The organism is Microcystis aeruginosa FD4, assembly GCF_009792235.1.
GTDB classification, from domain to species: domain Bacteria; phylum Cyanobacteriota; class Cyanobacteriia; order Cyanobacteriales; family Microcystaceae; genus Microcystis; species Microcystis viridis.
On the sequence record NZ_CP046973.1, the window covers coordinates 5,202,168 to 5,227,732 of the forward strand.

At 39.8% G+C, this 25,565-nt stretch carries 36 protein-coding genes and 4 pseudogenes; 12 read left to right on the forward strand and 28 right to left on the reverse strand.

What is annotated here, in order from left to right:
- Positions 1 to 260: 260 nt before the first annotated feature.
- Together GQR42_RS25790 and GQR42_RS30215 are read right to left on the reverse strand one after the other, a co-directional pair.
- Positions 261 to 470: a DUF6887 family protein gene (locus tag GQR42_RS25790; protein WP_158202151.1), complete on the reverse strand. Its 210-nt coding sequence runs from the start codon at positions 468 to 470 to the stop codon at positions 261 to 263.
- Positions 467 to 685: a DUF6888 family protein gene (locus tag GQR42_RS30215; protein WP_371731250.1), complete on the reverse strand. Its 219-nt coding sequence runs from the start codon at positions 683 to 685 to the stop codon at positions 467 to 469. The genes GQR42_RS25790 and GQR42_RS30215 overlap by 4 nt, the downstream gene beginning before the upstream one ends.
- Here GQR42_RS30215 and GQR42_RS25795 point away from each other — a divergent pair.
- A complete protein-coding gene (locus GQR42_RS25795) occupies positions 660 to 884 on the forward strand; it encodes a hypothetical protein (RefSeq protein WP_158202152.1) in 225 nt (74 codons plus the stop codon). The genes GQR42_RS30215 and GQR42_RS25795 overlap by 26 nt on opposite strands.
- Before the next feature lie 229 nt (positions 885 to 1,113).
- Here the strand turns inward: GQR42_RS25795 and GQR42_RS25800 are convergent, their stop codons facing one another.
- The 6 genes from GQR42_RS25800 to GQR42_RS25830 all read right to left on the reverse strand — a co-directional run bounded on the left by GQR42_RS25800 (position 1,114) and on the right by GQR42_RS25830 (position 3,407).
- Positions 1,114 to 1,362, reverse strand: a complete 249-nt coding sequence (locus tag GQR42_RS25800) for a Txe/YoeB family addiction module toxin (RefSeq protein ID WP_158202153.1) — start codon at positions 1,360 to 1,362, stop codon at positions 1,114 to 1,116.
- The gene (locus tag GQR42_RS25805) at positions 1,343 to 1,597 is read right to left on the reverse strand and encodes a hypothetical protein (protein ID WP_158202154.1); all 255 of its coding nucleotides are present in this window, start codon (positions 1,595 to 1,597) and stop codon (positions 1,343 to 1,345) included. Before GQR42_RS25805 ends, GQR42_RS25800 begins: the two co-directional genes overlap by 20 nt.
- Before the next feature lie 19 nt (positions 1,598 to 1,616).
- Entirely contained in the window at positions 1,617 to 1,781 is a 165-nt protein-coding gene (locus tag GQR42_RS25810; RefSeq protein WP_158202155.1) for a hypothetical protein, read from the reverse strand.
- 509 nt (positions 1,782 to 2,290) lie between these two features.
- A complete protein-coding gene (locus GQR42_RS25815) occupies positions 2,291 to 2,533 on the reverse strand; it encodes a DUF2283 domain-containing protein (RefSeq protein ID WP_002775710.1) in 243 nt (80 codons plus the stop codon).
- Positions 2,534 to 2,949: 416 nt separating this feature from the next.
- Entirely contained in the window at positions 2,950 to 3,189 is a 240-nt protein-coding gene (locus GQR42_RS25825; RefSeq protein WP_158202157.1) for a type II toxin-antitoxin system HicA family toxin, read from the reverse strand.
- Positions 3,189 to 3,407: a type II toxin-antitoxin system HicB family antitoxin gene (locus tag GQR42_RS25830; protein ID WP_158202158.1), complete on the reverse strand. Its 219-nt coding sequence runs from the start codon at positions 3,405 to 3,407 to the stop codon at positions 3,189 to 3,191. Before GQR42_RS25830 ends, GQR42_RS25825 begins: the two co-directional genes overlap by 1 nt.
- Before the next feature lie 262 nt (positions 3,408 to 3,669).
- Here GQR42_RS25830 and GQR42_RS25835 point away from each other — a divergent pair, with 262 nt between their 5' ends.
- Positions 3,670 to 4,236 carry an REP-associated tyrosine transposase gene (locus tag GQR42_RS25835; RefSeq protein WP_158202159.1) on the forward strand — a complete coding sequence of 189 codons (567 nt, stop codon included), beginning with the start codon at positions 3,670 to 3,672 and terminating at the stop codon, positions 4,234 to 4,236.
- Positions 4,237 to 4,773: 537 nt separating this feature from the next.
- On the opposite strand, the gene GQR42_RS25840 is transcribed toward GQR42_RS25835, so the two are convergent.
- The 4 genes from GQR42_RS25840 to GQR42_RS25855 form a co-directional block, all read right to left on the reverse strand.
- Entirely contained in the window at positions 4,774 to 5,115 is a 342-nt protein-coding gene (locus GQR42_RS25840) for a type II toxin-antitoxin system PemK/MazF family toxin (RefSeq protein WP_158202160.1), read from the reverse strand.
- The gene (locus GQR42_RS25845; RefSeq protein WP_158202161.1) at positions 5,112 to 5,345 is read right to left on the reverse strand and encodes a hypothetical protein; all 234 of its coding nucleotides are present in this window, start codon (positions 5,343 to 5,345) and stop codon (positions 5,112 to 5,114) included. Before GQR42_RS25845 ends, GQR42_RS25840 begins: the two co-directional genes overlap by 4 nt.
- A gap of 203 nt (positions 5,346 to 5,548) precedes the next feature.
- On the reverse strand, positions 5,549 to 5,770 hold the full coding sequence (locus tag GQR42_RS25850; protein WP_158202162.1) for a type II toxin-antitoxin system HicB family antitoxin: 222 nt from the start codon (positions 5,768 to 5,770) through the stop codon (positions 5,549 to 5,551).
- A 2-nt stretch (positions 5,771 to 5,772) separates the two neighbouring features.
- Entirely contained in the window at positions 5,773 to 6,000 is a 228-nt protein-coding gene (locus GQR42_RS25855; protein ID WP_002790649.1) for a type II toxin-antitoxin system HicA family toxin, read from the reverse strand.
- A 6-nt stretch (positions 6,001 to 6,006) separates the two neighbouring features.
- Here GQR42_RS25855 and GQR42_RS25860 point away from each other — a divergent pair, with 6 nt between their 5' ends.
- The gene (locus GQR42_RS25860; protein ID WP_158202163.1) at positions 6,007 to 6,195 is read left to right on the forward strand and encodes a hypothetical protein; all 189 of its coding nucleotides are present in this window, start codon (positions 6,007 to 6,009) and stop codon (positions 6,193 to 6,195) included.
- 10 nt (positions 6,196 to 6,205) lie between these two features.
- Here GQR42_RS25860 and GQR42_RS25865 read toward each other — a convergent pair whose 3' ends face one another.
- From GQR42_RS25865 to GQR42_RS25900, 8 genes and pseudogenes are all read right to left on the reverse strand, one after another.
- Positions 6,206 to 6,421, reverse strand: coding sequence for a DUF2442 domain-containing protein (locus tag GQR42_RS25865; RefSeq protein ID WP_158202164.1), 216 nt, complete (start codon positions 6,419 to 6,421; stop codon positions 6,206 to 6,208).
- 4 nt (positions 6,422 to 6,425) lie between these two features.
- The gene (locus GQR42_RS25870; protein ID WP_158202165.1) at positions 6,426 to 6,674 is read right to left on the reverse strand and encodes a DUF4160 domain-containing protein; all 249 of its coding nucleotides are present in this window, start codon (positions 6,672 to 6,674) and stop codon (positions 6,426 to 6,428) included.
- A gap of 212 nt (positions 6,675 to 6,886) precedes the next feature.
- Positions 6,887 to 7,171: a type II toxin-antitoxin system RelE/ParE family toxin gene (locus tag GQR42_RS25875; protein WP_158202166.1), complete on the reverse strand. Its 285-nt coding sequence runs from the start codon at positions 7,169 to 7,171 to the stop codon at positions 6,887 to 6,889.
- The gene (locus tag GQR42_RS25880; RefSeq protein WP_002757428.1) at positions 7,164 to 7,382 is read right to left on the reverse strand and encodes a hypothetical protein; all 219 of its coding nucleotides are present in this window, start codon (positions 7,380 to 7,382) and stop codon (positions 7,164 to 7,166) included. The genes GQR42_RS25875 and GQR42_RS25880 overlap by 8 nt, the downstream gene beginning before the upstream one ends.
- A 679-nt stretch (positions 7,383 to 8,061) precedes the next feature.
- The gene (locus tag GQR42_RS25885) at positions 8,062 to 8,301 is read right to left on the reverse strand and encodes a type II toxin-antitoxin system HicA family toxin (RefSeq protein ID WP_158202167.1); all 240 of its coding nucleotides are present in this window, start codon (positions 8,299 to 8,301) and stop codon (positions 8,062 to 8,064) included.
- Entirely contained in the window at positions 8,301 to 8,519 is a 219-nt protein-coding gene (locus GQR42_RS25890; protein WP_158202168.1) for a type II toxin-antitoxin system HicB family antitoxin, read from the reverse strand. Before GQR42_RS25890 ends, GQR42_RS25885 begins: the two co-directional genes overlap by 1 nt.
- A 188-nt stretch (positions 8,520 to 8,707) precedes the next feature.
- Complete coding sequence (locus tag GQR42_RS25895; RefSeq protein ID WP_233271173.1) at positions 8,708 to 8,869, reverse strand: DUF2442 domain-containing protein; 162 nt, start codon at positions 8,867 to 8,869, stop codon at positions 8,708 to 8,710.
- Between the two features lie 137 nt (positions 8,870 to 9,006).
- Positions 9,007 to 9,501 (reverse strand): annotated as a pseudogene (locus GQR42_RS25900) (ISL3 family transposase); the annotation flags it as partial.
- Positions 9,502 to 9,592: 91 nt separating this feature from the next.
- Here GQR42_RS25900 and GQR42_RS25905 point away from each other — a divergent pair.
- Positions 9,593 to 10,611 (forward strand): annotated as a pseudogene (locus tag GQR42_RS25905) (IS4 family transposase).
- A 61-nt stretch (positions 10,612 to 10,672) separates the two neighbouring features.
- Here GQR42_RS25905 and GQR42_RS25910 read toward each other — a convergent pair.
- Both GQR42_RS25910 and GQR42_RS25915 read right to left on the reverse strand, forming a co-directional pair.
- Positions 10,673 to 11,407 (reverse strand): annotated as a pseudogene (locus GQR42_RS25910) (ISL3 family transposase); the annotation flags it as partial.
- 168 nt (positions 11,408 to 11,575) lie between these two features.
- Positions 11,576 to 11,863, reverse strand: coding sequence for a helix-turn-helix domain-containing protein (locus GQR42_RS25915; RefSeq protein ID WP_233271174.1), 288 nt, complete (start codon positions 11,861 to 11,863; stop codon positions 11,576 to 11,578).
- Between the two features lie 125 nt (positions 11,864 to 11,988).
- Between GQR42_RS25915 and GQR42_RS25920 the strand changes: the two genes are divergently transcribed.
- Complete coding sequence (locus tag GQR42_RS25920) at positions 11,989 to 12,219, forward strand: cation-transporting P-type ATPase (protein WP_158202170.1); 231 nt, start codon at positions 11,989 to 11,991, stop codon at positions 12,217 to 12,219.
- A gap of 948 nt (positions 12,220 to 13,167) precedes the next feature.
- Here GQR42_RS25920 and GQR42_RS25925 read toward each other — a convergent pair.
- On the reverse strand, positions 13,168 to 14,652 hold the full coding sequence (locus GQR42_RS25925) for a glycosyl hydrolase family 57 (protein ID WP_158202171.1): 1,485 nt from the start codon (positions 14,650 to 14,652) through the stop codon (positions 13,168 to 13,170).
- A gap of 269 nt (positions 14,653 to 14,921) precedes the next feature.
- Between GQR42_RS25925 and GQR42_RS25930 the strand changes: the two genes are divergently transcribed.
- From GQR42_RS25930 to GQR42_RS25955, 6 genes are all read left to right on the forward strand, one after another.
- Positions 14,922 to 16,229: a hemolysin family protein gene (locus GQR42_RS25930; RefSeq protein WP_158202172.1), complete on the forward strand. Its 1,308-nt coding sequence runs from the start codon at positions 14,922 to 14,924 to the stop codon at positions 16,227 to 16,229.
- A gap of 494 nt (positions 16,230 to 16,723) precedes the next feature.
- Positions 16,724 to 16,978: a hypothetical protein gene (locus GQR42_RS28050; protein ID WP_199273376.1), complete on the forward strand. Its 255-nt coding sequence runs from the start codon at positions 16,724 to 16,726 to the stop codon at positions 16,976 to 16,978.
- 136 nt (positions 16,979 to 17,114) lie between these two features.
- Positions 17,115 to 17,315 (forward strand): hypothetical protein, encoded by a 201-nt coding sequence (locus GQR42_RS25940; protein ID WP_158202173.1) that lies wholly within the window; start codon positions 17,115 to 17,117, stop codon positions 17,313 to 17,315.
- A 125-nt stretch (positions 17,316 to 17,440) separates the two neighbouring features.
- On the forward strand, positions 17,441 to 17,602 hold the full coding sequence (locus tag GQR42_RS25945) for a hypothetical protein (protein WP_158202174.1): 162 nt from the start codon (positions 17,441 to 17,443) through the stop codon (positions 17,600 to 17,602).
- A gap of 53 nt (positions 17,603 to 17,655) precedes the next feature.
- On the forward strand, positions 17,656 to 18,888 hold the full coding sequence (locus GQR42_RS25950) for a ScyD/ScyE family protein (RefSeq protein ID WP_158202175.1): 1,233 nt from the start codon (positions 17,656 to 17,658) through the stop codon (positions 18,886 to 18,888).
- A gap of 81 nt (positions 18,889 to 18,969) precedes the next feature.
- On the forward strand, positions 18,970 to 19,764 hold the full coding sequence (locus tag GQR42_RS25955; protein ID WP_158202176.1) for an Rpn family recombination-promoting nuclease/putative transposase: 795 nt from the start codon (positions 18,970 to 18,972) through the stop codon (positions 19,762 to 19,764).
- A 35-nt stretch (positions 19,765 to 19,799) separates the two neighbouring features.
- On the opposite strand, the gene GQR42_RS25960 is transcribed toward GQR42_RS25955, so the two are convergent.
- Positions 19,800 to 21,137 (reverse strand): proton extrusion protein PcxA, encoded by a 1,338-nt coding sequence (locus tag GQR42_RS25960; protein WP_158202177.1) that lies wholly within the window; start codon positions 21,135 to 21,137, stop codon positions 19,800 to 19,802.
- A gap of 78 nt (positions 21,138 to 21,215) precedes the next feature.
- Here GQR42_RS25960 and GQR42_RS25965 point away from each other — a divergent pair, with 78 nt between their 5' ends.
- Entirely contained in the window at positions 21,216 to 23,336 is a 2,121-nt protein-coding gene (locus GQR42_RS25965; protein ID WP_158202178.1) for a recombinase family protein, read from the forward strand.
- A 103-nt stretch (positions 23,337 to 23,439) separates the two neighbouring features.
- Here the strand turns inward: GQR42_RS25965 and GQR42_RS25970 are convergent, their stop codons facing one another.
- From GQR42_RS25970 to GQR42_RS25985, 4 genes and pseudogenes are all read right to left on the reverse strand, one after another.
- The gene (locus GQR42_RS25970) at positions 23,440 to 23,610 is read right to left on the reverse strand and encodes a DNA adenine methylase (protein WP_158202179.1); all 171 of its coding nucleotides are present in this window, start codon (positions 23,608 to 23,610) and stop codon (positions 23,440 to 23,442) included.
- A 17-nt stretch (positions 23,611 to 23,627) separates the two neighbouring features.
- Positions 23,628 to 24,026, reverse strand: coding sequence for a helix-turn-helix domain-containing protein (locus GQR42_RS25975; protein WP_158202180.1), 399 nt, complete (start codon positions 24,024 to 24,026; stop codon positions 23,628 to 23,630).
- A gap of 46 nt (positions 24,027 to 24,072) precedes the next feature.
- Positions 24,073 to 24,892: pseudogene (gene hypB, locus GQR42_RS25980) on the reverse strand (hydrogenase nickel incorporation protein HypB).
- Positions 24,883 to 25,227 carry a hydrogenase maturation nickel metallochaperone HypA/HybF gene (locus GQR42_RS25985; RefSeq protein WP_158202181.1) on the reverse strand — a complete coding sequence of 115 codons (345 nt, stop codon included), beginning with the start codon at positions 25,225 to 25,227 and terminating at the stop codon, positions 24,883 to 24,885. The pseudogene hypB and the gene GQR42_RS25985 overlap by 10 nt, the downstream one beginning before the upstream one ends.
- Positions 25,228 to 25,565 lie beyond the last annotated feature (338 nt).

Sequence of the window (25,565 nt, forward strand, 5' to 3'; positions counted from 1 at the left end):
CTAAGTAATACTAAATTTTGTGACAAAATCTAGCTTTTTCGGGTAAGCTGTTGACTATCTAGGGCTGACTGACCATCCTTTGCAATCAGCATTCTACCCTAGGAGAGATGCGATCGCTCCTCCCCCTGCCCAAAAAGCGATCGCCATTACCCAAAAATTGCTCCTTCCAAAAATGATCGCCCCCTGCATTCCTATCCCAAGCAATGGCAATTTTAAAGTTTAATCAAGAAGATGACAGCGATCACATTTATGACGGATAATCAAGGTTGAGAGTTTTGGCGAAATCGTGCTGTAAATTCAGGATATTTTTCTAAATCTTCAACCGAATCTACTGGAGGCATTTCAATCCAATTTCCTTGTTGATGTAGTCTGTCTATATAAGCATAGAAGGCTTGTTGATCATCTCGGTGAGAAAGCATATAATCTTGCAGTTCTTTTTGACTCATTGCTTGAAATTTAGGTTGACTCATGCAATGTACCTCCAATTTCCGTTTGGATAGATTTCAATAATGTTTTCCTCTCCTGCCAGGAAAAAAATATTTCCCGTGCGCTCATCTAGACGAACAATGTTAATAGGTAAATAAAGTCTAGTAAACCAACAACACAGGACATAACATCTTGTTTTTTGCTCTGACGTAGCTATAATTGTAACTCCTTTTTTGGTTAATTTGAAAGATGATAACAATTATAGAATAGGTGTGTTAAAAGCGATCGCCCCTCCCCCTGACCCAAAAGCGATCGCTATTCCCCAAAAATTGCTCATTCCAAAAATGATCGTTCCTCCCCCTGACCCAAAAGCGATCGCCATTACCCAAAAATTGCTCCTTCCAAAAATGATCGCCCCCCGCATTCCTATCCCAAGCAATGGCAATTTTAAAGTTTAATCAACAAGATGATAGCGATTACCTTGAGCCTAGTCATAATGAAATTTACAACTGATAATATAGCGGTTCTCGCATCTGTGCGGCACACTTAAACCTTTGCTGATTAAGCTGTTCAGGATCGGGAATGTACCTCTTGTGAATCAGAAACGCTATAATAATTTCTGTTTCTGTAATTTTATATAGCGTTTACTGTTCACAAGAGGTACATTATCGGTGTTAAAAAGCTTAATCAGCAAAGGTTTAAATGTGCCACACAGGTGTGAGAAAAGCTATATACTAAGCGATGTTCATCATCAATGCGTCTTGACCAATAACCCTTGAGTTGATATTTTAAGGGTTCGGGTTTACCGATTTCAGAGAAGGGATGGCGCAATATATCATCAATTAAATCAACGATTTTTTTATAGAGTTTTTTGTCTTCTATCGCCCATTCATTGAATTCTTTAAAAGCTTTCGGATCAAATACTATATTTTTCAAGCCATTCTTTTGTGGTGATTGTCACTAATTTTTCTTTATTTTCTATTCTGTCAATAGCTTCGGATAATTGACGCTGATTGGCTTCTGTTGAAAGAAGATATTCGGTTGTATCGGGTTCAGAATCAGATACTAAAATAATGATATCCACATCCGTTCCTTCTTCTAGTTCCGTAGAATAAAGCTCTATTTTTCCTTCTCTACCAACAATTCCTTTCTGTTTAATCGCTCTAATCATGATTTTTTCTCTTAAGATGTCAAACAATTATGGCTATTATATCAAAATCAGCATGAGTTAGAACTGATGACAAGAAAAGCGATCGCCCCTCGTCATCACAAAAAACGATCGCTATCTCCGAAGGATTGGCTCTCACAATAATGATCGCCTCTTTACCATCTATAAAGCGATCGCCTTTGATCATCAATGTTTGTGACGATTTACCAAAATTTTGGGTTAAAGCCCCGTCCTTTTAGGACGGCTTTATGTTAAAATGAAATTGGTTTGAATCCCCTGAGTGGGCGGTAGTGAATGGCTCGATTGAGTTGAACCCTTGAACTCGAAAGTCTGCATAAGAGACAAAAAGGGAGGGTAGCGAAAACCTCGTCAAACATAGCGCAGTAGCCGATAAACAACGGTGAATGAAAAACCAGTAAAAATCTTTGTCGTCAGACAGATAGGGTAGGGCATACCCAAATCTTGGTTAAAAGACCAAAACGCTTGGAGAGTGAACCAGAAAAAGGATAACTAGATAGCAAGTGATATTCTAGTAGGTTCGGTTCAGACATAATCGTGTAAGACCTAAGTAAGGGAAACCAGAAAGGGCTGTGATGAGCTTCGAGAATCCTCACGCCTTTAGGCCCGGGAGTGTCAAGCTGTGTTAACCCATCCTACGCGATCAGCGATCGCACTATCAGCCAATAGCGATCGCCTTTATCGAGAAGAAATAGCTACCTGCACATTCGGAGAAAAATTCTCGATTTTTCGAGAAGCATTAAGAATTTCAATCCCGATTACATTACCTGCTTGATCATAGTCAAGAATAACCCCCGGACTGATTGCCTCACTTTCTTCTACGGGTGTGTCATGCCAGGTAATTGTTAAAACGTCAACTTCAGCATCATATTTAGCTTTCATTTGATAGCTGCCTATATTTTCTAAGTTTACTGGTAACATATAGTGTAACAATTTTTTGAGGCTCAACTAAGTCATTAATGTAAATTCTCAGAAGATAAGTTTTATTGTTAATGGCGACAAACGTACCTTGATCAACTTTGAGTCCATCTTCTTCTAAAATTTGCTCAGGATTATTGAGGATGTCCTGCAATATTTTTCAAGAGATTTGGCGTTGAATAATTTTTTCTTCGGCATGGTGACTTAAAATAAAGTTCACGAGGATTTTGGAGTATTTTTTTTGTAAGGGATTAGTAAAAATTATAAAGCAAATAATCGCACTGTAGGTCGGTTTGAACGAAGTGAAACCCAATAAATTAGGGTAAGACAAAAAGGCAATGTTGGGTTTCGTCACCTTAACCCAACCTACAAGATCGCTCTTTCAAAGGCCAAAATAATCACATTTAAAGGATTTTGCCTTAAGTTTTTTCATAGGAAGCAATAAAATCATCTCGTGAGATACCCGCTTGAGTGCAAATACTTCTTAATGTAGAGCTTTTAATTTGCTGGTGATTTGGTAGTGTTAAAGGTGTTGTTGTTCCATCCGAATTTTTTCTAATCATAGAAATATGCTCTTTTTCTCTAACAATTGAAAAACCAAATTTTTCAAGAACTTTAATCACTTTGGCGTTGGGAGCATCAACGGGAAATTTTGCCATTAGACCATTGCCTCTACAACAAAGGCTTCTAATACAGATGATTCAGCTTCGAGAACTGATTCCCCAAAGGTTTCAACATGAAAAGCGATCGCCGATCGCACGTCATTAAGAGCATCTTCATAGGTATCACCTTCACCGACTACTACGCCTTGAATTCCCAATGGATAGGCGATATAGCCATCAGGATGTTTTTCAACAATGATTTTAATGGATTTCATAAATTGTTGACAGTTTATAGGGATGTCTTGATCCTATCTCATTTCTATAGGACTTTGATAATGACACGTGCGATCGCTATTCCCGAAAAATTGACTCTCCCAAAATGATCGCACTTTCAAAATCCACAATGATCGCATTTCAAAAGTGAAAGTAATCGCACTAATAACAATCAAAGAGATCGCAGTTTGGTAGGTTGGGTTGAGGCACGAAACCCAACGCCAGTCGAGTAAACACCAGTCCAATAAATGTTATTCTAATTTTATGCAATATCGTAGGGCAAAAACACCAGGAGCAACTTATTTTTTTACGTTGGTGACATACAATCGCCACAAAATTTTGTGTGAACCTGAAAATGTGGATTTACTACGAAATGCTTTTAAATATGTCATGCGACAACATCATTTTAAGATTGATGCTATTGTCATTTTACCAGATCCCATTCATGCTCTTTGGACATTGCCTGAAACAGATGCAGATTTTTCAACTCGTTGGCGATTAATTAAAAGTTATTTTAGCCGTCAATGTCATCCTCAATATCAGGGTAAAATTTCAACATCTCGACAACATAAAAAAGAAAAGGCCATTTGGCAACGCCGATTTTGGGAGCATCAAGTTCGAGATGGTCGCCAAGGGCGCGCCTACGGCGATCGAGATTTTGTTAATCATATCGAATACATTCATTATAATCCCGTGCATCATGGATTAGTAAAAGCTCCGAAAGATTGGCAATATTCTAGTTTTCATCGTTATGTTGAAGAAGGAATTTATGATCAGATGTGGGGGGCTTCAGAAAGGCTGATCTTTGATAGTAATATTGGTATGGAATAAAATGTAGGTTGGGTTAAACAAAGTGAAACCCAACAAGTTAAGGTAAGAAATAAAGGCAATGTTGGGTTTCGTCACTAATATCGGTATGGAATAAAATGTAGGTTGGGTTGAACGAAGTGAAACCCAAAAAATTAAGGTAAGAAATAAAGGCAATGTTGGGTTTCGTTACCTCAACCCAACCTACCAGATCAGCGATCGCACTTTGATTTTCATTGGTTAAGGTATTTAAAAATTACTTTCCTTATTATACGGTAGTTGATCTCTGCCTTCCCCGCCCAAGCAGCGATCGCACTTAATCAACGAAATGACAGGATCGCACTCTCCCAAAATAATCGCACTTTCAAAAGCCAAAACAATCGCCCTTGGCGTTCCTATCCCAAGCAATGGTAGTTTCAAACCTTAATCAACAAGATACCAGCGATCGCACTTTCAAAGGCCAAAATGATCGCAATTTTAAAGTTTAATCAACAAGATGACGGTGTTGCCGAAGGCCCTGCGTTCTCGAAGAGCGGCGAAGCCTAGCAGACCACACTAATTTTATTTTCTTAGCCAATTGATTAAAAGATTTTTAATACGTATTAGTCTTTCTGGTGAGATATTTCCTAAACGTGCATTGATTACAGATGATTCGACACTTGTTAATCGTCCTAGCCGAATTAAAGAAGCCACTTTAAGTCCAGTAGTAATATAGTCAGAATCTGAGGTATTAATAATTTCGTCAAATCCTAGAGTAGCTTGATGGAGACGAGAAGAAATTAAAGCAAGTAATAAATCACGATGGCGACTTGGTGAAATAGCAATAATTAAAGCTGGACGTAGTTTTCCTGATTTCAAGTCTGCTTGAGGAAAACGAATTAGAACAATATCACCTAGTTTCATGGTTGGTAAATTTCTTGAGCATCCCCTAGGGAATATTCAATTTCATCTCCTTCTTTGAAAAATTGCTCTAATGAAAATTTTTGCCAGTCTTCATCTTGCCAATTAGTATATTCTGAAATGTTGTTTGGCTCAGGGGAAATTAATCGGGTAAAGTTGGCAATTTTTTCAACAATGTCATCAGGTAATCGGTCAATCTGTTGGTGAAGTTCTTCACGAATTGTAGCAGACATAAGTTAAATTATTTGATTAAGGTGTAGAATGGATATTATTGATTATAACTCAGATATTGGGTGGTAATCTGGGAAAAAGTAATGTTGGGTTTCGTCACCTCAACCCAACCTACCAGATCATGCGATCGCACTTTTAAGTCAAGACGGCAATTAGCGATCCCCACCCCTCATCAAAAAGCGATCGCCATTCCCCAAAAATTGCTCTATACAGTGCTTAATGCTTTGATTTTCGCTATCTCTGTTTCTAAGTTGGGAAGTTTTTGATTATATTTTTGGGCTGTTTCTAACCATAAATCTTTTACCATCAGTAATTCTTCTAGGGTTTCTTCTAAGGTTTCACCCTGAGCCAAACAGCCAGATAGTGCTGGAATTTCAGCGACAAAACCGCCTTCTTCACAGGGATAAATAATAATTGGATAATTCATCTTTAGTTGTCTCCGATAATTTCAAGGACTCGACGAATATAAACAGATTTTACTTTTTTATTATGAACAGGTATGACCAAAATAATATCATTTCTTTTAAAAATGTGATGGCTACCTGTAATTCGATCAAGGGAAAACCCTTCTAATTCTAGCAGTTTACAAATATCGTTGAATCTTGCGTTATTAGGACTATTCTTTAGTAGTTCTAGTAGTTTATCCCTTTTAGACACGAGTGAATGCCATTCAACAATGAGCTTGAGCAGAAATCCATTTTAACCCAAGATGATCGCTATTTTCCCCTCCTCATCCCCAAGAAGCGATCGCCATTTGCGTTCCTATCCCAAGCAATGGCAATTTTAAAGTTTAATCAACAAGATAACAGCGATCGCAATACAAGATCGGCAATCATAGTTCAATTCCATTGATCCAAATTTCCTACTCGCTTATATCAACTTCATCATTCCAAATGATTCCGCTCCCTGATGGATCAAGTTGAAAGTTTTTAAAGAAAGCATAGTTTTTAAGGGAAGAAAACATCGTTTTTTCTAGTAGATTTTCACAGTTATATTTTCTAGCTTGATGATTAGAAAAATGCACCAATAGAGTATAATTTTCAATGATTTCGGCTGATGTTATTTTGGGGTAAAGCATTGTTTTATTTCAAAGGTGGTAATTTATTAAATTCTTGAGTGTTCCACATTTTCAATAATTCTGGTTGATAGATTGTTGCCCATTCTACAACCATTTTTGTGGCTCTATTAGGTAAGTCTCCTTCAATGATTTCTAAGGTTTCCAGATTAAATAGGGCGTTATATTCTTCATAAATCGCATGAAAATGGGGAGGTGGATAATCGGCAAAAAAGAGTTTAATGATAATTCCATAAAATCGAGTAATTTCTGGCATAAATCTATTTTTAGAAGTCTTTCTTGATGACAAAAATATTATAACAAAGCTTGTTGGGTTTTGTTACCTCCACCTAAACGACAAGATCAGCGATCTGCTACGCAGTGCCTTCGGCATCGCCCCTCCTCATCCCCAAGAAACGATCGCCCCTTCCCATAATCAAACAGCGATCGCCAACTCCGAAACCTTGCTAACATAATAAAAAATCATATTCAATAAACCTCATCGTGAGTTCCAATATCAATTAGGTTGATCTCTTCTTCTTGGGTTTCAGGGTTTGATTCAAAATTGAAAATAATTCGACAATCATATTCAACAGAAAAAGCCCAAGCACCTGACAGTTTCCCCTTTAGTTTATGGGTGCGTAATATTGGATTATAGGGATCGTCAGCGAGTAGTCTCAATTTGGTTTCTATTTTTGATTTTAAGTCGGGTTGTCGTTTAATCCTTGTTTTGAAAGCGCGTTTAAATGATTGGCTAAAAACCAAGTTAATCATTGTTTAGTTCGGCAATAATGGAATCAACATCTCCTCGAAAAACATTACCATTTTGATAGTCTTGTCGAGCTTGAGAAATATTTTGAGCAATTTGTTCTCGTCTTTTTTCGATTTGCCGATGTTTAACAATATTGATCAAGTCATCTTGTTCATCAAAAGAGAGATAGTCAATCATTTCTAAGATTTGACTAAATTGCATTGTTGGCGGCATTGTTACTTTCCCCTTTTTCAATACAGACTTCTATTTTACTCTGCTTGGGCAATAATCACATCTGCGATCGCCAATTGCTGACAACTTTCCAACTCACAAAGAGAGATCGCCCCTCCTCATCCCCAAAAAACGATCGCCCCTCCTCATTCCCAAGAAACGATCGCCTCTCCTTATCCCCAAAAAGCGATCACCCTCTGCATTCCTATCCCAAGCAATGGCAATTTTAAAGTTTAATCAATAAGATAACAGGATCGCCCTTTGCATTCCTATCCCAAGCAATGGCAATTTTAAAGTTTAATCAACAAAATAACAGGATCGCCCTTTGCATTCCTATCCCAAGCAATGACAATTTTAAAGTTTAATCAACAAGATAACAGCGATCGCACGGTAGCACGGTAGGATGTGTTAGCGTAACGTAACGCAGAATAATTACAAATTCATCATGATTAAAAGCAAAAAAGCGCGTTAAGTAACTACAAGATCGGCGATCGCACTCCCCAAAAGTAATCGCCACATCAAAAAAGATTAATTTGTCTAAAAATTTGCTAGAATGAGGGGAAGAATGACTTACTTTTAAGGGTGGTAAGTAAATGTGGTGGCAAAGTTCTCGATTAGACCGTATTGAAGCCAATATGGAGCGTATTGATGCAAGAATAGAACGTCTTGAAAGGATTTTGCTTTAAATCTTTTCATAGGAAGCAATAAAATCATCTCGTGAGATACCCGCTTGAGTGCAAATACTCCTTAATGTAGAGCTTTTAATTTGCTGGTGATTTGGTAGCGTTAAAGGTGTTGTTGTTCCATCTGGATTTTTTCTAATCATAGAAATATGCTCTTTTTCTCTAACAATTGAAAAACCAAATTTTTCAAGAACTTTAATCACTTTGGCTTTGGGAGCATCAACGGGAAATTTTGCCATTAAACCATTGCCTCTACAACAAAGGCTTCTAATACAGATGAGTCAGCTTCGAGAACTGATTCCCCAAAGGTTTCAACATGAAAAGCGATCGCTGATCGCACGTCATTAAGAGCATCTTCATAGGTATCACCTTCACCGACTACTATGCCTTGAATTCCCAATGGATAGGCGATATAGCCATCATCATGCTTTTCCACAATAATTTTGATGGATTTCATAAATTCTTGACACTTTACAGGGATATCCTGATCCTATCTCATTTCTACAGGACTTTGATCAGGACATGGGCGATCGCTCTTGGCGTTCCTATCCCAAGCAATGGCAATTTTAAAGTTTAATCAACAAAATGATAGCGATCGCACTACAAGATCGGCAATCATAGTTCAATTCCATTGAGCCAAATTTCCTACTCGCTTATATCAACTTCATCATTCCCAATTATGCCGCTACCTGATGGATCGAGTTGAAAATTTTTCAAGAAAGCATAGTTTTTCAAGGGAGAAAACATCGTTTTTTCCAGTAGCTTTTCACAATTATATTTTCTGGCTTTATGATTAGAGAAACGCACCAATAAAGCTCATGTTACTCTACCGCTAACCCATCCCACAAATAAGGGACTTCCAGAGAATAAAATACCCAACAAAAAAATCGAAAAGTGTTTTTTTGAAAAAGTAATTATGGCTCTTCGTTACCCTTTATGCTAAATCAACAGACAAGATGCCAAGACAACATACTTCTAACCCAAAAATTCCGAAAGTTTCTAAAGCCATAGGCTCTCCGTTTTATTAGTTTAAGTTTATTGTTGATTCCCTCGACCACCCCATTCGTTGTCCTTTGCTCGAAATAACTAATGATTTCTCCAAACCAGTTTCGGATTGTTTGACAACTCTTGGTAAAAACACTGGAGGATTTTGCCAACCATTCTGAGATGGATAGCATTCCCTCTGTCGGATTCTCTGAGGTTTCATAAATCTTTCTAAATTCTTCCTTTAACTCGTGCATCTTTTTCAAATTTGGCAAATTTTCTTTGATAGCTTCTAGTTTGAGTTTTTGGGGTTCCGTTAAATTTTCTTCATTTTTTAACCGACTATATTTACTTCGCTTTAAAACTTCTAGTTTTGCTTCTTTTTCCGCTTTCTGTTTTTTATTTTTCTGCGCTTCTACGGCTCTTTTTTCTGCTCTTCTCTGTTCATCTAACTCAGAAGTGTTGAACGTTGAGAAAAGCGAGACAAAAAATGCTATTATAGATAGAATCTAGACAACTTATTACCCTCACAATAGTGAGTTTGCCCTGATGACAAATTTTTCAAAACTCATAAAAGATCTTCTCAATCCACTGCCCAAAAATGACTACGAGGGCGATTAGTACATTTACCTTCGTGTCCAGTTGGATAGGTTTCGCTCTAGATAAAAGCCTCGTCAGTATGAGAGATTTATGTACGCGGATGACTCTTCAAGGAATCAACCTTAATCTCTCCACATTTTCTAAAGCCAGTAAAATCCGAGAAAGTGAACCATTCGAGAAAATAATCGAAGAGTTAACGAAACGATTAATCGCCAAAAAAGGAAAGGCGGACGCACGAGCGATGTTTCCCATTGACTCAACAATAATCACCTTAACGAGTAAATTATTGTGGGAGGAAGGATGGCATCAAGTCCAGCTGTTTTCGGGTCTTAATAGTATCACGACAACCGTAGAGGGAATCGTGAGCCATTTCGGGCAAGGTCATGACTCGCTCATAAGGAGAGAAAACGGTAGCAGCGATCCCCGTAAATGGAGTGGGGGCGATGGCTCGAGGGTTTGCTTCTCGTCTGAGAATTCTAAAATTATTAGAAGAAAAAGACAAACACTTTATTCTAAGAGTTAAAAATAATATGACTCTAGAAATGCTGGAAAATGGACGGTGTAAACTGGGAAAAGGAAAAAGGCAAGTAGAGGTAAGAGTAGTAGCTTTCTGTGACCTAGAAAGTCGGACTGAATTTCGGATAGCAACGGATTTACCTTTAGAAGGGAAAGGAGCGGTAAGTAATGAAGAAATCGGGGAAATGTATCGACAAAGATGGCAGATAGAACTCCTATGGAAGTTCTTGAAAATGCACCTGAAACTCGACAATCTCATCACCAAAAATGAAAATGGAATTCGGATACAAATCTATAGCTGTATTATCGCCTACCTAATTTTGCAATTAATTGATATTGCGGAAGATTTTGGAAAAAGCTTATTAGATAAACTACGCTATTTACAGAGTTTTATGTGTCAACATATCAGCTATGTACACTGGTTTAGGAAAATTGTCTATTCAATTTGAAAAATGGCGTTTTGGGGTTGTTATGTTCTTAAATGTAAAGTTTTGTTACGAGATTCAACGTTTCTGCATCTAACTCTTGATTAATTTGTTTCATGACATGGAATCTATCGGCGACTACCTCGGCCGATGGCATCAATTCTTTCACCAAATTTTTATAGGGCAACCAAAGGTCTATGCTGACTTCTTCAATTTGCTCTAACACCTCTTTTCCCCATCCCGTAAGCGTTTCCCTCAATTCTTCTTGTGTTCGCTTCTCTAGAATAGCTATTAGTTTTCCCGTATCTAAATTTACTAAAACCGCACAATAATTTTTTTGTCCTTTGACTAGAGCGATTTCGTCAATTCCTAGTCTTTTTAATTTCGATAGGTCTGTCTCTGTAATTTCTTCAGCTATGTCCTCTATCATTCTTTGAATCTCTTCTTCCGTTACGTCATTTCTTCGGCTAACATTTAAAATATCTCCTTCTTTTAATTGTTCGAGTATATTTTCGGCTAGTCTTTTCGTATAGGTTCGTTTACTGGCGACAAAATCTAACTCTTCACTAAAGGGTTTTCGACAATTATCGCACTTAAATTGACGACGATTAACTTGTAGGTACACTGGTTGTCCTGAGATTGGTAAATCTTTGACTAAATGTCGATGATTTTGGTGTAGTTTATCGCTCTCTAACCCACAATGAGGACAGGTGGCTTTTTGATTTTTCGATTCGATTCGGCAAACTATACCGATATTTTCTAGGTGTAGATAGCCTTGAATAGACGTTCCTTTTAGGTTCAAAAATTTGTCAAGCATCATAAGTAAAATACTCGGGTTTTTGGCTATTATATCAAATCTTAACTCAATTGTCTATCTTTTGGTATTAACCTATTTGTGCCGTAAGTGTCTCCCTGTATAGATTTCAGCTACTTTTAGGCGTAGGCACTCTCATCGAATTTTATTTTAAGTTAATTATTTGCATAACAATTACCGAAGAGCCAGAATATTTTCTACCTTTCTAGTGATTCCTAGGGCTGTTGTCTCATTAATCTCCCAATTAATTCCGAGATGGAAATAAGTACTATATTCCCGTAAATACTCTAAGGTCATCAAGATTTGGTCTTCTAGACTTAATTTACTTGGTCTTCCCGATTTTTTTTGCAGAACTTTTTCGGCAGCCAAAGCCTTCACCATATCCTTAAATGTTTCAGGATATACTCCACAAAAGCGTTTAAACTCTTCTGGATTCAAATTTTTTACTTTTTCGTAAGTCATGGTTTTTCTGAGTGTTTTACTTTATTGTACATAATCAGTTCCTATTTTTGCAGGAGGTCTACTATTCGCCGCTATTGTCATTTTTGACATTGATTTGGTCAAATGGGCTAACTGTAGTGCGCCTTTTGCCGATCCAATCGATCGGGAATCAGCCATTTGCCGCAGATAATCCGGCGGCTCTTGACAACCCTCATATTATAGATACTGACATCTATCTCAGGGGCTGTGAAATGGCCGCAACAAACGCAAGCAACAAGCAAGGAAGAGGGCAGTTTCCCCTAGAGGAGTTAATGGCTAAACTGGGTACCTCAGCCAATGGCTTGAGTCAAAGTGAGGCACAAAAGCACCTCTCCTAGGACGGCTATAGAGTCCATTTGGTATCTTTCCCAAAATCCTTACCCAGTATGGATTAGAGCGAATTAGCCAAAATACCTGTAATTCTTCCCCGTGAAGCGTCACAAGAGAGATACCAAATAGGTTCTATAAGTGGGTGGGTGGAATTAAATAGGGCTGGCTGAATAATGGTAAAACCCTTTTAAAATAAGGCTTTTGACCTGTTAAAATCCGATGTTCATGCCGCGAAAATAGGATTGGGACTTTCAAAAACCTGGCATTATCCTTCTTGTAGTACATAGCTTGGTACAAAAAAACCAAGGGCAACAAAGCCTGAAACGACCGGCTACTGACGACCGGCTACTGACGACCGACTCCTACCCCCACCGAAAAACTTTTTCAGCAAACCCTAGATATGTATGGGGTAAGTTCAGTTATATCTTTAGCTTGGTCCCTTGTTCCAAGGCTGGAAGACAATATCTCATACCATTTTTCAAAAGTAATGACAGAGATGGTTATGCCTGGTGCATCTCAATTTTGTCGAAATATCCAGATGACATTTTGGGCGCACGCGGTGCGCCCCTACCATTGGCGAAATAATATTATTTGTAGGGGCGAATTGCATTCGCCCTCTTTGAACAACTTCTGCTGCTCACCTTAAGTGAGAGAAAATCACCAATAGGATACCATTTTTCTTTATTCGCGTCACAACGAATGCAGGCTTGGCAAGCATTCGAGCGTGGATGTCTGTCATGGATTTAGAAATTTGGTATCAGGCGCTGCTTCTCAACGTTTGTTTCTGGCACCTTTTTGGACAAAAAAGTCTCCAAACCCTTTTTTAGCAAGGCTTCCAGTGATATTCAGCAAATCCTAGATAGTTGACAGGAAACCGATGGTCATCGGCGAACATCCCCGATTAATATTTTTGTCCTACTAGGGCGCAGATTCTGCGCCCTAGATACCTTACTATTCTATCGGGTTAAGGCTGCGCCTCTTTCGTACAAAGTGCGGGCATAATCTGTCCAAGTACCCTGGCCCCAATAACGGAAACAACTGGTTTGCACGAGCAAATTATAAAGCAGTGCCTCCAGATAATCTGGTCGTCGGGTGAAGCTAGGATCCGCCTGTACTAAAGGATCATATTTCTCGTGGAATTGAGCGCTTAATTGGTTCATCGGTTCGAGGACATTTTCGTAACCGCGCACCCAACTGAGATCATTTGTCCAAGATGCCCCATCCATGCTAAAACGGTGGTCGGACTGTTTTAAATCAGCGATCGCTTGTTCCACTGCTTCCGGGGTAGCGGCCTCGGGATTAACTCGCTGCCAGATTTTATGCTGGTGTACGGCTTGAATTGGGGGATAATCTTGAGGATTAACGCCAGCAGCCTCGATTAACTCCAGATATTCCGTACCGTTAAATCCTGCCACACTGGAACCCCCCTGCATTTCCCGCCAAGGATTGGGAAAATCGCGAGGAAATTCATTCATCATCACGCCACCATTTTCACCGTCGGCAATCTGGGAACCTAAGGAAGGAACCCAAACGCCGCCGATTTGCTGTTTACCGCGGCATTTTGCCTCGTGGTAGGGTTGCATTTGGGCGACTAATTTGGTGTCGGAACCCTGGGTTTTAATCAAAGCAGTAATCGCCATCACTTCACCCCGAGAATTACGGGCCAGCAAGCGATTAGGAATATATTTTTGTTCCTGACTCAATCCCGAACCGTCGAGATTTTCCACCGAATGTTCCTGTACCAATAACCAACGATAGCCGCATTCTTTGAGAGCTTTAATATACTCGTAGAGGGTATCAGGATGGTTAGGAAGGTGCATTTCCGGGGGAGAGAACCCTTTGACTCGTTTCAGGGCATCTGGGCCAAAAATCGAGGCAAAATAGGTTTGCCATGCTTGCATCTGTAATTTTAGATCGGGAATCGGTGTGGAAGGAGCCACCGCATGACTCCACATCGTCCCCAACCATTCCACATAGGGTTGATATTGACTGTTACAGGTGATTAATTTGAGTTTATCGAGGATATCCTGCCGTCCCATCTGTACCAAACCCCAGAGGAGATTGCCGGAATAATCGAGCATAATCCGGGGATTACAGCCTTCCGCCACCAATTCCGGGATAAAATCGCCCATGCGACTGTAACACCAAGCAAAAACGCTGGCATTATGGTTATCACCATCCCCTTGATGCTCGAACATATGCTGGAGATTGCAGATTAATTCACCGTTAACACCCGCGGGGATGGTGGGTTGGTGCATATGCAAGGCACAGGCAAAACCAGCCTTAATATTATCTAAGTTGAGATTTGTTGTCGGTAAAAAGATCGGATCATCGTGATTAACAATCGCCGCGATTTCCTGTTCCCAACCGCAAATAGTCGGTAGTCCGGGGCGGATTTCCGTGATAGGGTTCGATTTCGATGATACGGGTGTAGCGATCATAATTTTTCAGGCAAATAGATTGAGATAGTTTGTCCCCACTCTCCCAGGGACAACTTTTTTTTACTGGCAATAGGTCACTCTTGACTGTTCACTGCTAACTGAGTTAAGAGCGCGAACTTTATCCTATCCCATTTATACTGAGAGTACCCCCTCTCCAGACACAAGCCTTCGTAACTCGTTAAAAATCAAGATGATTCTTTACTGAACTTAACCGATCCTCCCACTATGATACAAACAACTATCGGCCCTTTTACCTGTAACTTTTAACCATGTTCTCGGCGACTACCGAAATTCTTGTTATCTTCTTCCTTATCCTCCTCAATGGAGTCTTTGCTCTCTCGGAAATTGCCATTGTCTCGGCCCGCAAAGTCCGTTTAGAACAATTAGCCAGAGATGATCGAAGGGCGGCAGTGGCCTTAAAATTGGCCAATGATCCCAATCAAATTTTATCGACGGTGCAGATTGGCATTACCCTAGTGGGAATCTTTGCCGGGGCCTACGGAGGAGCCAATTTATCGGTCAGTATGGCGCAATTATTGGCGCAAGTTCCTGTTTTAGCCCCCTATAGTCAAGCTTTGGGATTAGGATTAGTGGTGTTAATTATTACCTATTTATCGCTGGTGGTGGGGGAATTAGTGCCGAAACGGTTAGGTTTAAGTAATCCCGAAAAAATCGCTATCCTCGTTGCAGATCCTCTCGATAGGTTATCGAAAATTGTTTCGCCCGTTGTCCATCTTTTGAGTCAATCGACTAATCTGATTCTCAGTTTGTTGGGGATTAGCGCTAATAATAATGATTCCCCCATTACGGAAGAAGAATTGAAAATTATGCTTAAACAGGGAACCGAAGCGGGAACCTTTGAGGAAGCAGAACAGGATATGGTGGAAAGGGTGTTAGGATTGGGCGATCGCAGAGTCAGTCAGATTATGACCACGCGCCCAGATATTATTTGGCTAGATTTGGAAGATAGTGCCGAAATTAACCGCCAGAAGCTAATTGAGAGCAATCATAACCGTTTTCCTGTGTGTCAGGGCAGTTTAGATGAGGTTTTGGGGGTAATCGAAGTCACAGACTTATTGGCAGATTGTTTAACCGGTGAAAGTTTCGACCTGACGAAGGATTTACAACAGCCGCTTTTTGTGCCGGAAAGCACTCGGGGTTTAAAGGTTTTAGAATTAGTGCAGCAAAGTGGTCATCATATTGCCTTGGTAGTGGATGAGTACGGGGTAATTCAAGGATTGGTGACGCGCAAGGATATTTTAGAGGCAATTGTCGGCGATTTACCCCAATTAGATGATATTGAAGATGCTCAGATCGTGCAGCGGGAAGATGGTTCTTGGTTGATCGATGGCACAGTGGCGATCGAAGATTTTAAAGAATTATTTGAAATCAGTGAATTACCGGGGGAAAAACAGGGAAATTATCACACTTTAGGTGGTTTTATTATTACCCATCTTGGTAGGATTCCGGGGGCTGCCGATCATTTTGAATGGCAAAGGTTGCGTTTGGAAGTGGTGGATATGGACGGTAATCGCGTCGATAAGGTGTTAGTCACGCTCTTGTTGGATGATTTGTAAGTCGCCAATTCAGACTTGAATCGGCCCAGGAAGAAATAGGTATAACTATTTTTTCTCCCACATCCAGCAGGTTATTTTGAATATTTTTTATTTAACCTAACCTAGTCATAGAAAGGCTTACAGCTATTTAAGTATTTTGGTCTAAATCTCTCATGGGGGAGATATTGGATGAATTGATACTCCTCTCAATAGCTTAGTCGGACTTGAACCAAAATATACTGCCAAATCATTTATAGACAACAGAAAAGCCTGAAATATTTACCTCGCAATGGTTTTCGTTGTTTTTCAACAAATGAAATTTCGACAAAATAATCTGCTGGGATTTGCTTGTTAAGTATATATACTTGCGTCATCAAGTGCTGAATGTGGGTTTCTCAAAATAATTATCAAATCGCTTGACGAACACAATGAGAATTTGCGACTATATAAAAAGTCAGTTATTTACCAAACTGACTTTAATCAATCCACTATCGACCTGACCCAGGAGACAAAACATGGCTTCGATTAAAATTGACTCGGATTTACGACCCATCGGTTCTGAACTTTTCCTCGATGCAGAAAGCTATCTGGACGAACTCTCTGCTGACCAAGAGATTAACAAGATTGTGGGAGGAACTAAGCTTACCACTACCTTCCCTACCACTACCTTCCCTACCACTACCTTCCCTACCACTACCTTCCCTACCACTACCATTAATCCTACTATCATTAATATTAATCCAGTAGGGCGCTTAATCCAGATCCAGTAGGGCGCTAAGTGCGATCGCCGATCTTGTAGGGTGCGTTACACTACGTTAACGCACCGCTAACTTTAATGGGGGTAGGTTATCAATCAAGATAGATTATGATCTGAAATAGCAAACAGTACAAACCCTTGAATTTCCCATGATATTGACAACTGAGGATTTTCAAGACAATCAACAACAGATACTCACTGAGTTACGGGAATTAAAAAAGGAACTTGAGCAATTTAACCAAAAATTCGATAACTATCAAAAAGCTACACCATGGGTAGTTCAGTTAGCATTTAGCTTAATTGCAGTCGCTACTATAACTGTGATTGTCTCAACTGTGCTAGGTAAATAGTGCCGATCTTGTAGTTAACGTACTGTAACGCACCGCTAACTTTAATGAGGGTGAGTTATGAATTATATATCGAAGTTATTTCTACGAAATTATCAAGACAGCGAAACCTAATTCGACAAATAATAATGAGACGATTTAAAATCGTCAATGAAAAGCATCCTGAGAGCTACGTCGCCTATCCGATTGGCATAACAGGAGCAGTTGTCGGCCCTAACTTTCTTCCGTCAGGCTTTGTCCTCTGTCCATCACCCCTTGAATACGGTTGTCTCTCTTATCCCCACTGCTGATTTTTCTCTCTTTGTCAACCCCTAGACCTGAATATTTACGGAGAAATTAATCAATGCTCAAAAAATTATTGACAGTTGCTGTAGGAACAGCCTTAACGATATTCGGAGTTGGCGGCCCCTTACAGGCGGCTAACTTGCAAATAATCGCCAGTGGACTTGAAAGTCCACGAGGTCTCACCTTTGGTCCCGATGGAGCCTTATATGTTACAGAAGCAGGTAGAGGAGGCGCAGGCCCCTGTATTCCCGCACCGGGAGCCGGACCTAACGGACCAGTAGTTTGTTATGGTAACACTGGTGCGATAACCCGCATTAAAAATGGTACATCTGAACGCATTGTTACCGGTCTTCCGTCTATTGCTTTACCAATTCCAGAATTCTCTACTGCTATTGATGCGACCGGAATCCATGATATACAATTTGACTCCACTGGAAGAGCTTATGCCGTTTTTGGTTTGGGGTCTTCTCCAGAACAACGGGATCAAGTACTTAATGTTCCTGAATTTGGACAACTGATCGCCATTGATAATCTCAATGGACAGGTTTCTCTGACAACGTTAGCAGACCTAGCTGAGTATGAAGGGTTGTTTAATCCCGATAATAATAATTCGGGCTTTTTTAATCCCTATAACGATGGCATTGATAGCAATCCCTATGCTTTTTTAATTAAAGATGACACTGCTTATATCGTCGATGCGGCCGGGAACGATTTTTTTAGAGCTAAAACTGATGGTAGCGAACTTACTCTCTTGTCTGTCTTTCCTGAACGTCCGATAACTGACCCCTTTACTGGAGAAACCATTGCCATGCAATCAGTTCCTACCAGTGTGGCTATTGGGCCTGATGGAGCTTTTTATATCTCAGAATTGACGGGATTTCCTTCTCCAGAAAATGCGGCACGTATTTTTCGCTTGGGGACTGATAATAAACCAGAAGTGTATGCTGATGGCTTCACCCAAATAATTGATATTGCCTTTGATGATCAAGGAGGCTTGTATGTCCTAGAATATGCCACTCGCTCATTATATTTTGATATTAGTCCAGGTCTTTTAAGCTATATAGACCCCAAGGGAAATCGCAAATCCATCATCAGTGATGGACTACTTTTCCCGACGGCTTTAGCAATTGGCCCTGATGGTGATATCTATATCTCTAATCTAGGTTACATTCCAGGACAGGGTCAAGTTGTTCGTGTTCAGGTTTCAGTCCCCGAACCTAGTTCTGTAACAGGACTGCTAATTTTTGGCATTTTTGGTGGAGTTTCATTGCTGTTACGCCAACGGAAATAATTAATTTAGCCCAGATAGTGATGCAATTCAGACTTGAATCGGCCGGTAATTGTTAGTAAACATCTAGATTTTTTCAAGCTTGTGAAGACCGATACAATTTTTTATCAACTCTTGCAAACCTTTCCGGGGTTAATTTTTGAATTACTGGGAGAATCAACCCAGAAAGCTGAAAATTATCAATTTTCCTCGCGAGAAATCAAAGAATTAGCGCGTCGTTTTGACGGTATTTTTTTACCGACCACTGCAGCACCGGAACTAATTATTTACTTTGTTGAAGTGCAATTTCAGGATAAAAGTGATTTTTATTGGCGATTTTTAACAGAAATTGTCATCTATCTCAATCAGTATAAACCTGTTCAGGATTGGATGGCTGTAGCTTTATTTGCCTCCAGGGATATCGATAATAATTTTCCCTATCAACTGCGGGGATTTGAGATAACGGGACAGATCAAACGTATTTATTTAGATGAATTAATCGATAGTCCAGATCCGTCTCTGGGTTTAGGAATTATTCAGTTAATCGTCGCTACACCCCAATTAGCACAGCAACGAGGAAAACCACTTTTAGAAAAAGCGATCGCTGAAATTGATGATCTAGTTTTCCAGCAAAAAGTTATAGAATTAATTGAAAGAACCTTAGCCTATAAATTTACTAATCTTAGTCGCACGGAGTTAGAAGCTATGTTCGGATTAGATGATCTCAGACAGACTCGACTTTATCAAGAAGCTAAAGAAGAAGGTCGTGAAGAAGCTAAAACTGAAGCGATCGCCAGTTTACTAGCTTTAGGTTTAAGTATAGAACAGATTGCCACTGCTTTGCAGTTAGAACTTACCAAAGTACAAGAGACTGCGGCCAAATTATCCCCCCCAAATTAGAAGAGTAAATTATCAGGTTTCTCCCCGATTTTACCCTATTCATTCATATTACGATAGGTAGCCACTGCCGAGGGAGAAATGCGATTGAGATAACGGAAAATCCAATATTTTAAGACTGTATCTAAGATAACGGGAAAAGTGGCGATAAAGAGAAAATTAAACTGGCGATTTTCCGGTAAACCGAAATGACGACTTAACCCTTCTAGGATGACTTCCCAACCGTGGGGAGAGTGGAAACCGACAAACATATCGGTAAAGAGAATAATTAAAAAAGCTTTAGCTGAATCGCTAAGATTATAGAGAATGCCATCGAGAAAAGACTTGACAATCTCGATTTCCCGACGACTAAAAGCGACAACAAAACCAAAGGCAATCAGGGAACAAATATCGGCGAAAATATTAGCGATTGCGTTTAAACCTCGTTGGCGAAATTCTTCACTTAGTACCGCTGCTTTTTTAGTAATTTCCACCTCGATTTCTTCGTTAGATAATTTGGGTGCTAAACCAATCATACCTCGAAAATGTAAAGCTTCCTCAAATCTTCTCAATTCTGAAAAAGCTTCTTCTTCTAGATCTTGATTGATAAAAATAAACTGTTCCTGTTGTTGAAAATACTTATTAACCAAGGGGGTAATCAGGAAAGTTTTGGTTAATTGCTGGGTCAATAAAGGAACAATAATTAACAGTAAAATAAACTTGAGAGAAATGGCTGTTTTATAACGAGAATTGCGAAATCTTTTTAAAACGGCCTCCTCCGATTCCCCCGCTTGAGGATCAATTTCCTGTTTAATGCGATTAAAAGTATTGACAAAAGAACGTGGTAAAACCCCGGGTTTTTCCGTAGCTTTTTGGGATTTATTACTTTTGATTATTTCCTCATCCTCAAGACTACCCGCTGCTAAAAAAGAGCGATTTCGAGAAGTCTTTATTTTCCCTGTTTCCCGTTCAACATTTCTGTTATGGAGACTTTTGGGGACATCTTCCATATCTTCTTGCCAATAATTATCTTGATATTTTCCGATAATACTATCGATAAACTGAAGTTTTTTCAGACAAACATCTGTGGTGACAGTAATCACCCCATTATTAATTGTCGGTTGATTTGGTCCGAAGGTATTAACGATCGAGCGACTAGCTTTAAACTCCGTCAATCTGACTTTAATTTTTTGCAGATAACCTTTAACTTCTGCGATAAAATAGGAATTGGTGCTGCTGCCATAATTCGAGAACTCCGCTGCCACTTTCCGCCCTTGAAAATGCTTGTCTTCTATCTCCTTAATCTTCAAAGCTGCATGATAGGCCTCATCTAAAGAACGTTCAGGAGTTTGTAATAACCATTGATTAACGCCTTGCAAAATCCGATTAAGATTCATAGAAAACAATTACTTCCACAAGGGAGAAAAGCTAGAGTACCGATCAGTTATCTTAACAAATTCAATCGAGAAAAAACGATGTCAATCATACCAATTTGGATCGAAGGTGGCACGCGATCGGGAAAAACCAGCGCTTTAGTCGGGGAATTTCGGCGCTGGGTTCTTTCTCAACGTCAGTCTGGGGATTCATTGTCTCGCGCTCGATCAAAATTATCGTCCCTTTCCCAAACGGTCTTAGTTTTCGCTGCCAACGATGATAACAAACGGGAATTAGCCGATCAATTGGCCCTTGCTGTTAAGGGTAGCTATCCGATTCTTTGCAAAACCCCTTTAGGTTTTCTCACCGATGAAGTCATCCTGTTTTGGCCGCTAATTTTCGAGTTTTTGGGGCTAAAAGCGCAATTTCCCCGCCGATTACGCCCAGAAACAGAGCAGGAACTCGCCACCCGTCTCTGGCAACCAGCGATCGCTGAATTCTTCCAGCTTACTAGCATAAATGAATATCGTTTCGTGCGTCAAGTTCTCGATTTGTTACAATTAGCCGGTGCTAGTGGTGTTCCCGCAGAAAAGATACCCGAAAGATTGGCCGACGGATTATCAGAAACAGATCTAAAACGAGTTTTAGCGATTAATGAGCAGGAAATACCAGAAAAAGTGGGAGAATTAATCATTCAATGGCGTGATTGGTCTCTAGAACGTGGTTTATTAAGTTATGGTATCATCTACGAACTCTATTGGCGCTATTTATTCCCTGATAGTCGCTATCAACAGCAACTATTAAAACGCTTCCGGGGAGTTTTTGCGGACGATGTGGACGATTATCCGGCTATTACCAAGGATTTACTCAGTTTTTTCCTCGATCATGATTTTTTTAGCGTTTTTACCTACAATCCCCAGGGAAAAATTCGCTTAGGATTAACTGCCGATCCCGATTATCTACAAAAATTAGCGGCACGCTGTCAAATTATGCCATTATCTACCACTGACGGGTTAGCTGTTCAGTTTAGCGAGACGGTTCTCTCCTTAATCAGCGACGGTAACTATCTTGGCAATCTTCCCGATCAATTCATCTCCCTGCAAACCACCTCTCGCGCTGAATTATTACGGAAGACAGCCACAGCTATTATTCAAGCAGTCAAGCAAGGACAGGTAAAACCCGAAGAAATCGCCGTTATTGCTCCCGGTTTAGACGAAATCGCCCGTTATAGCCTGATGGAAATTTTAACCGGCGCCGGGATAGCCGTTCAACCCCTCAACGAACAACGACCCCTGATCAGTTGTCCTCTGATTCGGGCATTATTAACCCTTCTCGCCCTTGTTTATGAAAATTTGGGGCGTTTAGCCCCCCAAGAGGCCATAGCCGAAATGCTGGTGATTTTTAGCCGTTATCGCTGGGATGAAGAAGAGAATTTAATTCCCGATATCGATCCAGTTCGCGCTGGATTAATTGCCGATCATTGTTATCAAGTGCATCCGGAAAATCCTCGTTTATTAGCGATCGAAACTTTTCCCCGTTGGGATCGCTTAGGACAAAAAGCTTGTACTACCTACGAAAGAATTTGTCACTGGATCGAAGGGATGAAAAAACAGCAGCAGGAAGCCAAACTTTTCCCGATTTTTGTCTTAAATCAAGCGATCGAACAATTGTTAAACGATGGGGAAAATTTGCCCTTCGATCACTTGGCAGCCTTGCGAGAATTAATGGAAACTGCTCAACATTTTTGGGAGATCGATCGCCGTTTGCGTGAGAGTGAACCCTCTTTTCAAAGTGCCAGCGAAACTATTAGTCAGTTTATCCAACTTTTGCGCCGTGGTACAATTACTGCTAATCCCTATCCTGTGCGACAATTTATTAAATCTTCCTCAGCAGTCACCCTAGGCAATATCTTTCAATATCGTTCTTTTCGTTCTAGTCATCGTTGGCATTTTTGGCTAGATTGTTCCTCTCCACTCTGGGAACAAGGAGGTGCTGCTACTCTTTTTGCTGCGCCAATTTTTTGGCGAGAAAGTCCATATCAACGCTGGACAACAGAAGCAGAATTAGAGGAAAATCAGGCACGTTTACAGAGAGTTTTAAGGGATTTATTAGCAAGGGTAAGCGAAAAAGTTATCCTCTGTCACAGTGATTTAGGAGTATCGGGAACCGATCAAACTGGACAACTTTTATCTTTAGTACAAGCGGCAAAAGAATATGATTAAGCACTAGAACAAAATTAACTTCTTGGTTAGGAGAGGAAAAAGGCAATAGGCAATAGGCAATAGGCAATAGGGGAAATAAATAATCAGTTTTTAACAACTAGATTTAGTATAAGGCTTTTTTGGGTTGTAAATTAAAAGCTACCAACTCCGAACCACAAAAGGGTTCTATCCAACGATCAAAGTTTTGCTGATCCGCTAAACTTTTGATTGATGATACCAGTTGAGTTTTGATACCTTGACATTTAATCGGGGGAACAATGACGGCTGTTTTCATTAAAAACTAATAGAGAATTAAATGAATACACTGGGGGAAACATTGAAAATCTCTCCTAAAATTTTCCCTTGAGCTTTACTAATCGATCGGTTGCCATTAACAATCTCAGAAACCACACCCTTAGAACCAATTTTACCAACTAAATCAGCTTGTTTCATGTTGTTAGCTGACATTAAGTGTAATAATACTTCCTGCGGTGAAGCTGGTTCGGGTTGAGGTTGTTTGGCATCAAAATCCTTAATAATTGTCGCCATCAATTTAACCATCGCGGTTTCTTCTGGTAGTCGATCCTGTTTACTGATTAGATTAAGCAGAAGATGACGCGCTTGCTCATATTCTTCCTCATTTTCAATAATCTTGGGTTGAAATTTAGTCAACAGTTGATTATAAATATTTTGATTAAGTGCTAGAGTCATTTTTCTTTCAGTTAGACTGAACTTTTTGGGTGTGTTGCTACTTAATTTAAACCAGTGATTTTAACCAACTGTACCAAGCATCTAAACCTTCTCCTGTGGTAGCCGAAACTTGAAAAACTTTCAGATTGGGATTAACTTGATAGGCGTAATCTAAACAGCGATCGAGGTTAAAATTAACGTAGGGTAGTAGATCTATTTTTGTCAAGATCATGACTTGAGAAGCGTGGAACATATAGGGATATTTAATCGGTTTATCTTCTCCTTCGGTGACAGAAAGAATGACGACTTTGGCATTTTCTCCCAAATCAAATAAAGCAGGACACACTAGATTACCAACATTTTCGATCATGACTAAAGAGTTCATCGGTGGAATCGAGTTCGGTTAATCCTCTCTCTACCATTGATGCTTCTAAATGACAACCTGTTCCGGTGTTAATTTGGATAACCTGACAACCGGTTTCACTAATTTTTTGGGCATCATTAGCTGTTGCTTGATCTCCCTCAATGACACTGATAGGAATAGCAGTTTTTAAATCGGCAATTGTGCGAGTTAACAGGGTAGTTTTTCCCGAACCGGGGGAAGAAACCAGATTAAGAGCAACAGTTTTTCTCCCCTTCAACCAACCGCGATTTTGTGCCGCTAACAGATTATTTTTTGCCAGCAGATTTTGCTCAACTTGGAGAATATTACCATGAATTTGAGCGTGAATTTCCGCAGGATGATGGGGATGCTCATGCTCATGCTCGTGATCGTGATGGCTATGACTAATAACAGTACCATCGGCTAAAATATGTTCATGGGTTCCCGTTTGCGGATTAGTTACCGTTACTTCCGAGTTATCAGAACAACCACAGGTTACACACATAAGGATTCTGTCTCCAACGATTTGAGATTTAATTCTTGACCCTGTAAAATGACTATATTGCGACTACCACATCGATCGCAGATTCCGTAGGGATATTCTAGTTCTAGCTCATTTCCGCAATCTTGGCACTGTCCTAAACCAGAAATTTCCAGAATCTCTAACATTGCCCCCTCTATATTACTACCTTGACAACAGGTATCAAAACAAAAAGCGATCGATTCTGGCATAATTGCCGTTAGTTTACCAATCTCTAACACCACGCGCTTAACTTTCATTCCTCGGGAATGTTCTAAGGCAAGTTCGATAATATTTTGGGTGATTCCTAGTTCGTGCATTTTCAGTAATCAGTAATCAGTTATCAGTTATCAGTTATCAGTTATCAGGGAAATTTCAACTAAAACCCCAAAACCCCAACTATTTGAGGGTTCAAAAACGGCAAAAATAAGGATTAAATTGCCTAAAATCTGTAAATAGACCATTTAATTGACTATTATTCATTCTTAATTCTCCTGACGACCGGCTACTGACGACCGACTCCTAACCCTAACAACAAACTTTTTGCCGCAAACCCTAATTAGGACTGGCTGAATAAATCTAAAAACCTTGTTGGATAAGGCTTTTAGACTTTTTTTACCTCAAAAAGTGCCGGACCTGGGAGTGATCGGGGGTAAAA